Below are 7,082 nucleotides of genomic sequence, written 5' to 3'. Positions count from 1 at the left end.
CGACCCGGACGTCCTCGCGTCCTTGCCAGGTGAGTGCTCGCACGTCGGTCCTCCCGGTCGTCAGTCCGGCGACGTCTCTGCACCTGACACGCATCGTGCGCTCCCGCGTCCGGGACCGCGACTCGGGCCGGTGCCGGCCGCACTCAGCGCCACCGGGCGGTTCGGTCCTGGAACGTCAGGCGAGCGCGTCGATCCGGGCCATCTCCTCGGCCGTGAGCTCGAACCCCAGCACGTCGAGGTTGGCGGCGATCCGGTCCCGGTCCGTCGACTTGGGTATCACGACCACCTCGTGCTGCACGTGCCAGCGGATCACCACCTGTGCGGCCGTGACGTCGTGTGCCGCGGCCGCGTCGGCCAGGGCCGGGGCGCGTAGGTCGGAGCGCTTCAACGGGCTGTAGCCCTCGACGACGATCCCGCGCTCGCGGTGCGCGGCGAGCAGCTCCGGGTCGTGGTCCGCCGGGCTGTACGGGATCTGGTTCACGGCCGGCGTTTCGCCGGTCGCGTCGATCAGCTCGTCGATCTGCGCGATCGAGTAGTTCGAGACGCCGATCGAGCGGACCAGTCCCTCGTCCCGGGCCGCACGGAACGCGTCCCACGTCCGCGGTGCCGGAGCACCGCCGGGCGGCCAGTGGATGAGCCAGAGGTCCAGGTGGTCGAGATGCAGCGCGGCCAGTGACTCGGTGAGCGTCTGTCGTTCGCGCCCGACGCGTTCGGGCGGGAGCTTGGTGGTGACGAAGACGTCGTCGCGGTCGATGCCGACCGTGGCGAGCGCGCGTCCGACCTCCGCCTCGTTGCGGTACATCGTGGCGGTGTCGATGTGGCGGTAGCCGAGCTGCAGCGCCGTGCTGACGGCTCGCTCGGCCGCGCCGCCTCCCGCCTGCCAGGTGCCAAGACCGACCACGGGTATCGCCCCGCCCGGCAATCTCAGCGTGGGCACCTCGACGCGGATCATCGACCCATGATGCGTGGCCGTGCTCCGGGGCGCGAGCGAACCCGGGAAGCGCGCGGTAGGGGCGCGGGGTCCGGCTCGTCCGCACAGGACGTCCCTCGCCTCGTCGGCGGCGCTCTCGCGGCCGCGTCGCGCCCCTACCGTCTGCCCTTATGCGGAGGCGTCGGCCTGCGCGGTGATCTCAGCCGCGTCACTCCCGTGCTGGACCGTGATGCGGCGCGGCTTGGCTTCCTCCGCGACCGGGATGCTGAGCGTCAGGACGCCGTCGGCGTACGTGGCGGAGATGTCGTCCAGAGCCAGACCTCGGCCGACCGTCAGCTGCCGCGCGTAGGTTCCGACGGGCCGCTCCTTGGCCAGCCACTGCACGCCCTCGTCCGGCCTGCCGGTGCGCTGCGCCCTGATCGTCAGGGTGCGGTCCTCGACGTTCACGTCGATGGTCCCGGGGTCGGCGCCCGGAAGATCCATGTGGAGCACGTAGTGGTCACCGGCTCGGTACAGGTCCATCGGCATCGTCGCCGAGGATCGTTCGGCCGTGACCAGCTGGCCGAAGATCCGGTCGAGCTCCTGGAGCGGGTCGAATCGCGTAGCCATGATCCTCACCTCCCTCTCGGTGGGCGTCGGACGGTCCGGCGCCCGGATGCTTTCCGGCCTCGGCCGGAACGGCTACAGCAGAAGAATTAGCACTCGCGCCTCGGGAGTGCCAGTGAGGATCGGTGGGCGTTCGCGGTGGGCGAACCGGTCGACACGACAGGTCTCGGCGCGGGCACGATGACCTCGGGTCGACGGACGCCGCGCGATCGCGCGGCGAAGTACCTACGCTCGTGCCAGGTCGAGGAGCGGCTGTCGAGACCGGCGAACTCGCGTTGCCGGGGCACGAGAGGCCAGCCCATGCCACAGCGACATCCAGGTGCGAGGGCCAGGAGCACGGCCGACCGCGTCCACATCTGGCGGTCCCGGTGAGCACGACCACGCGGCGAGCGGATCCGACAGTCGACTGGGCGGGAGTCCGCATCGGCCCCGGCCCGGCGCGTCCCCTCCCGGCACTCCCGGGCTCCGTGGACGAGGCCCTGCGGGACGTTCCCGACTGGCCCGACGACCTGCTGCCCGGGCGGGGCGACACGGTGGGCCTGTGGGAGCTGCTGGCGTCGCTCGCAGCCTCGGACCTTGCCGTGGCCCGCGCCGTCGAACCGCACCTCGACGCGCGAGCGATCCTCGACCAGGCCCAGCCGGCCGACATCACCAGCGGTCCGCTGGGGACGTGGGGCGTCTTCGCCGCGCAGACCCCGACCCAGCGGTTGCGCGCGACGCGCGCGCCTGGCGAGCCGTGGCGGCTCCACGGGGTCAAGCCCTGGTGCTCGCTCGCGGATCGGTTGGATGGCGCCCTCGTCACCGCGCAGCTGCCGGGCGAGGCCGACGACCACGGTCTGTTCGTCGTCGACCTGCGCGACCCGGGCCTCACGGTCATGAGCGACGCGTGGGTGTCGCGCGGTCTGCGCGAGATCCCGAGCACGGCGGTCCAGTTCTCCGACGTCCGTGCCGAGTTCGTCCGCGACAGCGACTGGTATGTGCGGCGTCCGGGCTTCTGGTGGGGCGGGATCGGCGTCGCCGCGTGCTGGTACGGCGGCGCGGTCGGCATCGCCCGACGGGTGCTGAGCGAGGCGCACCGACGGCCCGACGACCGCTTGCTCGCCATGCACGTCGGCCAGATCGACGAGCGGCTCGCGGCGGCGCGCTACGCCCTCGCCCATGCTGCGAGCGCCGTCGACGTCTCCGGACGGGCCACCGACGGCGGCCGGGTGATGGCCTCCGACATCGAGCGGGCCGCGGGCCGGCTGCTGGCCCGGCGCGTGCGCGCGGTCGTCGCGCGAGCCTGCGAGGACGTCCTGCAGAGCTCGGCCCACGCCCTGGGCCCGGGACCGCTGACGCAGGAGGAGAACCACGCCAAGCGCGTGGTGGACCTCCAGGTCTACGTCCGGCAACACCACGCCGAGCGTGACGACGCGTCGCTGGGCGTCGCGTTGGCGGCGTCGTCGGACGAGCCGTGGTGAGGTTCGACGGCCGCGCGCCCGGCACGTCCGCGGACGACTGGTCGGCGGACCCCCGGCTCGCGGACCTCGACCCGATCGGCCTACCCGGACGCGGACGCGTGGTCGTCGTCGCGGCGCACCCGGACGACGAGACCCTGGGCGCAGGTGGCCTGATCGCCGAGCTCGCCGCGGCAGGGAGCCCCCCGGAGGTCGTCGTCGTGACCGACGGGGGCGCCTCTCACCCGGGTTCGGTGACCCTGCCGCCGGAGCGGCTCGCCGCGCTCCGGGCGGACGAGGTCCGGCGGGCCGTCGCACTCCTGTCGCCCGACTCACCGGTGACGCATCTCGGCCATCAGGACGGCCGCGTCCAGGAGGAGCGCGACTCCATCGCCCGCGAGCTGGCCGAGATCTGCGGCCCGGATGCCTCCGCCGTGACACTGGTGGCGCCGTGGCGGGGCGACGGTCACCGCGACCACCGGGTGCTGGGCGAGATCTGCGCCGAGCTGGCGGTCCAGACCGGCGCCCTGCTGCTCGAGTACCCGATCTGGCTCTGGCACTGGGCGACGCCGGCGGACCCGGACGTGCCGTGGTCGCACATGCGGGCGCTGCCGCTGTCCGACCGCTCGATCGTGCTCAAGAACCGCGCGGTCGGCGCGCACGTCACGCAGGTCCGCGCGGCGTCGCCGGCAGAGGCGGACGCGGCCCCGCTGCACCCGGAGTTCCTTCGTGCGTTCGACCGGGACGTCGAGGTCTTCGTCACCGCCGGGAAGTCGTCCGGCGACCTGTCCGCGACGTTCTTCGACGAGAGCTACGCCCGCCGCGRCGACCCGTGGTACCTGGCCACGCGGTGGTACGAGCGCCGGAAGCGGGCCGCAACGCTGGCCGCGATCCCCGAGGACGAGGTCGGGAGCGTCCTCGAGATCGGGTGCTCCATCGGCACGCTCACCGTCGAGCTCGCCCGGCGCTGCGACCGGCTCGTGGCGACCGACGTCTCGGCGGCAGCACTGTCGCAGGCGAAGGAACGGACCGGCCACCTGGCGAACGTCGACCTGCTCCAGCACGACATGGCGGAGGGTGTGCCGGGGGGGCCCTACGACCTGATCGTCCTCTCCGAGGTCGGCTACTACCTGACCGCGCCGCACCTGCGGCGACTGGCTCGCGAGCTGACGGGCGCGCTCACCGAGACGGGCAGCCTGGTGGCGTGCCACTGGAGACACCCGGTGACGGAGTACCCGCTGGGCGGGGACGCCGTGCACCATGTGCTGCGCAGCTCGATCGATGCGCGGCGGCTCCTCATGCATGTCGAGGACGACTTCGTCCTCGAGGTGTGGAGCCGCGATCCACGCTCGGTGGCGAACCGGGCAGGGCTGGCATGACGGCGCCGATCGAGCACGTGATCGTCGTCGTGCCTGCGCGCAACGAGGAGGACCTCATCGCCCGCTGCCTGCACTCCGTGTGCCTCTCCGCCGCGGCGACCGCCGGTCCCAGCGTGCACGTCGTCGTCGTGCTCGACGACTGCGACGACGCGACCGCGCTGATCGCCGCGCGGTTCCCCGTGGATGTCCGCACGATCGCCGTGCGGTCGGTCGGTGCCGCACGTGCGTACGGCGTGTCCCACGGGCTGTCGGTTGCGCGCTCGGACCTGGCCCGGACGTGGATCGCCAGCACGGACGCCGACTCGCAGGTGCCGACCCACTGGTTGACCCGGCAGCTCGCGCACGCCGACCTGGGCGCCCACGTGGTCGTCGGCACCGTCCGCCCTGATCCTCTCGATCTGGACGAGCAGCAGCTCGCCAGGTGGGCCGCTACACGCAGGCCTGGCCGGCCGAACGGTCACGTGCACGGGGCGAACCTGGGCGTCCGGGCAGACGCCTACGTCCGCGCCGGTGGGTTCGACCACGAGCCGGAGCACGAGGACGTCCATCTCGTGCAGCGGATCGCGTCGACCGGGTCCGCGGTCCTCGTCGCCTGCGACGAGGGCGACGTGCTCACCTCCGGCCGCACGACGGGACGCACGCCGGGCGGCTACGCACGGTACCTGGGCACGGCTCTGTCCAGCTGACCTCTCCCGCGCCACGCATGGCCGACCGGTTCAGTCTTCTCGGACGACGACGACGCCGAGTGCGGGGACTTCCGCCCCCGCCTCATGACGTCGGTCGGCCACCAGGTCATGCCCGGAGACGTGCAGGGGCACGTCCGTGCTGGTGTGGTTGACCGCGAACAGCCAGCTGCCGGTCGCGCTCCTCCGACGGACGACCTCCAAGCCACCCGGCGACGGGACGACGGACGACACGCCGGACGCCGCGAGCACGCGTCCGAGCAGGTCGGCGAGGGACGGGCCGTCGAGCCGGGTCGACAGGTACCACGCGGCGCCGCCCGACCTGGTGTCTCGGCGAGTGACGGCGGGACCGCCCGCCGACGGTCCGTCGAGGTAGGTCGCCAGGACCTCAGCACCCGTCACCGTCATCCGCTCGGTCCAGACCTCCCCGGTGCTCCCGTCGCTCAGCGTCGTCGTGCCATGGGTAGCCAGCGGCGCGAACTCCTCCACGCGGATGCCGAGCAGGTCCCGGAACGCCCCGGGGTAGCCGCCCAGCAGCACGCGGTCCTGCTCGTCGACGATGCCCGAGAAGTACGAGACGAGCACCTGGCCGCCGCGAGCCACGACGGCCGACAGCCGGTCGGACAGGTCCGCGGGCGCGAGGTAGAGCGTCGGCACCAGGACAACGTCGTAGCCGTCGAGCGACGACGTCGCGGGCACCACGTCGACCGCGACGCCCGCGTCGAGGAGCGCGCCGTGCATGCGCTGGGCGAGGTCGAGGTAGCGCAGGTCGACGGTGGGGCGAGCCTCCAGCTCGGCCGCCCACCACGCCTGGGTGTCCCACAGCAGGGCCACGCGGGCCCGCTCGACCTCGCTCCCCCGCACCTCGGCGAGCCGGCCCAGGGTCGCCCCCAGCTCGACGACGTCCCGGAACAGCTGCGAGTCGCGCCCGGCGTGCGGAACCATCCCGGAGTGGTACTTCTCCGCACCCGCCCGGGACTGCCGCCACTGGAAGAAGAGCACCCCGTCGGCGCCGCGGGCGACGTGCTGCAGCGCGTTGCGCAGCATCTGCCCGGGCTCCTTGGCGATGTTGCGGGGCTGCCAGTTGACCGCGCTCGTGGAGTGCTCCATGAGGATCCACGGGTGGCCGCCGGCGAGCCCGCGGACGCGGTCTGCGCTGAACGCGAGATCGGCCCACCCGCGCGGGTCCTCGCCCCAGAGGTAGTGGTCGTTCGAGACGATGTCGAGGAGCGGTGTCGTGGTCGTGTAGTCGATCTTCTGGAACCCGCTGATGACCATGTAGTTCGTCGTCACCGGCAGGTGGGGCGTGACCTCGCGCAGCACGGCGGCCTCGGCCTCCAGGTGCGCGACGAACTGGTCAGAGGAGAACCGCTCGAAGTCGAGACGCTGCCCCGGGTTGGGGAACGCGGTGGTGCGCCGCGGCGGCAGGATCTGCTCGAAGGACGAGTACCGCTGACCCCAGAACGCGGTGCCCCACGCCAGGTTGAGCGCGTCGACGTCTGCGTACCGGGCTCGCAACCACTCGCGGAACGCTGCTGCGGACACGTCGCAGTAGCAGCGGCCGTTGTGGCCGCCCAACTCGTTCGAGACGTGCCACATCTTCACCGCGGGGTGGTGGCCGTACCGCTCGGCGATCACGCGCGCGATCCGGGTCGCGTGCGCGCGGATCACCGGGGACGAGACGCACCACGACTCGCGGCTGCCGTGCGTGAACCGCAGGCCGTCGGCACCGACGGGCAGCATCTCCGGGTGCGCGAGGTGCAGCCACACGGGCGGCGCGGCGCTGGGTGTCGCCAGGTCCACCCCGATCCCGGCCTCGTGCAGCAGGTCCAGGATCCGGTCGAGCCAGCCGAACTCGAACCGTCCTTCCTCGGGCTCGAGCTCGCCCCACGAGAAGATGCCGACGCTCACCAGCGTCACACCCGCCTCCCGCATGAGCGCGACGTCGTCGGCCCAGACCTCCTCCGGCCACTGCTCCGGGTTGTAGTCCGCTCCGAACGCGATGCCCTCGGTGGGCCACGGGCCGGTCCAGCGCGGTCTCACCGGG

6 protein-coding genes are annotated in these 7,082 nt (G+C 72.8%); 3 read left to right on the top strand and 3 right to left on the bottom strand.

The window, feature by feature from the left end:
- Nucleotides 1-175: 175 nt before the first annotated feature.
- The gene (locus ACXJKG_RS17820) at nucleotides 176-952 is read right to left on the bottom strand and encodes an aldo/keto reductase (RefSeq protein WP_456847079.1); all 777 of its coding nucleotides are present in this window, start codon (nucleotides 950-952) and stop codon (nucleotides 176-178) included.
- A 147-nt stretch (nucleotides 953-1,099) separates the two neighbouring features.
- Nucleotides 1,100-1,540: an Hsp20/alpha crystallin family protein gene (locus ACXJKG_RS17815; protein WP_456847078.1), complete on the bottom strand. Its 441-nt coding sequence runs from the start codon at nucleotides 1,538-1,540 to the stop codon at nucleotides 1,100-1,102.
- Between the two features lie 464 nt (nucleotides 1,541-2,004).
- Between ACXJKG_RS17815 and ACXJKG_RS17810 the strand changes: the two genes are divergently transcribed.
- From ACXJKG_RS17810 to ACXJKG_RS17800, 3 genes are read left to right on the top strand one after another with little or no spacing between them, the layout of a single operon-like run.
- Entirely contained in the window at nucleotides 2,005-2,997 is a 993-nt protein-coding gene (locus ACXJKG_RS17810; RefSeq protein WP_456847077.1) for an acyl-CoA dehydrogenase family protein, read from the top strand.
- Nucleotides 2,994-4,352: a PIG-L family deacetylase gene (locus ACXJKG_RS17805; protein ID WP_456847076.1), complete on the top strand. Its 1,359-nt coding sequence runs from the start codon at nucleotides 2,994-2,996 to the stop codon at nucleotides 4,350-4,352. The genes ACXJKG_RS17810 and ACXJKG_RS17805 overlap by 4 nt, the downstream gene beginning before the upstream one ends.
- Complete coding sequence (locus tag ACXJKG_RS17800) at nucleotides 4,349-5,038, top strand: glycosyltransferase (RefSeq protein ID WP_456847075.1); 690 nt, start codon at nucleotides 4,349-4,351, stop codon at nucleotides 5,036-5,038. The genes ACXJKG_RS17805 and ACXJKG_RS17800 overlap by 4 nt, the downstream gene beginning before the upstream one ends.
- Nucleotides 5,039-5,068: 30 nt before the next feature.
- On the opposite strand, the gene ACXJKG_RS17795 is transcribed toward ACXJKG_RS17800, so the two are convergent.
- Nucleotides 5,069-7,078, bottom strand: coding sequence for a beta-galactosidase (locus ACXJKG_RS17795; protein ID WP_456847080.1), 2,010 nt, complete (start codon nucleotides 7,076-7,078; stop codon nucleotides 5,069-5,071).
- Nucleotides 7,079-7,082 lie beyond the last annotated feature (4 nt).

The sequence above is a fragment of the Cellulomonas sp. P5_C6 genome (assembly GCF_054049635.1).
Note: the sequence above shows the minus strand (reverse complement) of the source record. Positions and strands in the feature narration are given on the sequence as shown.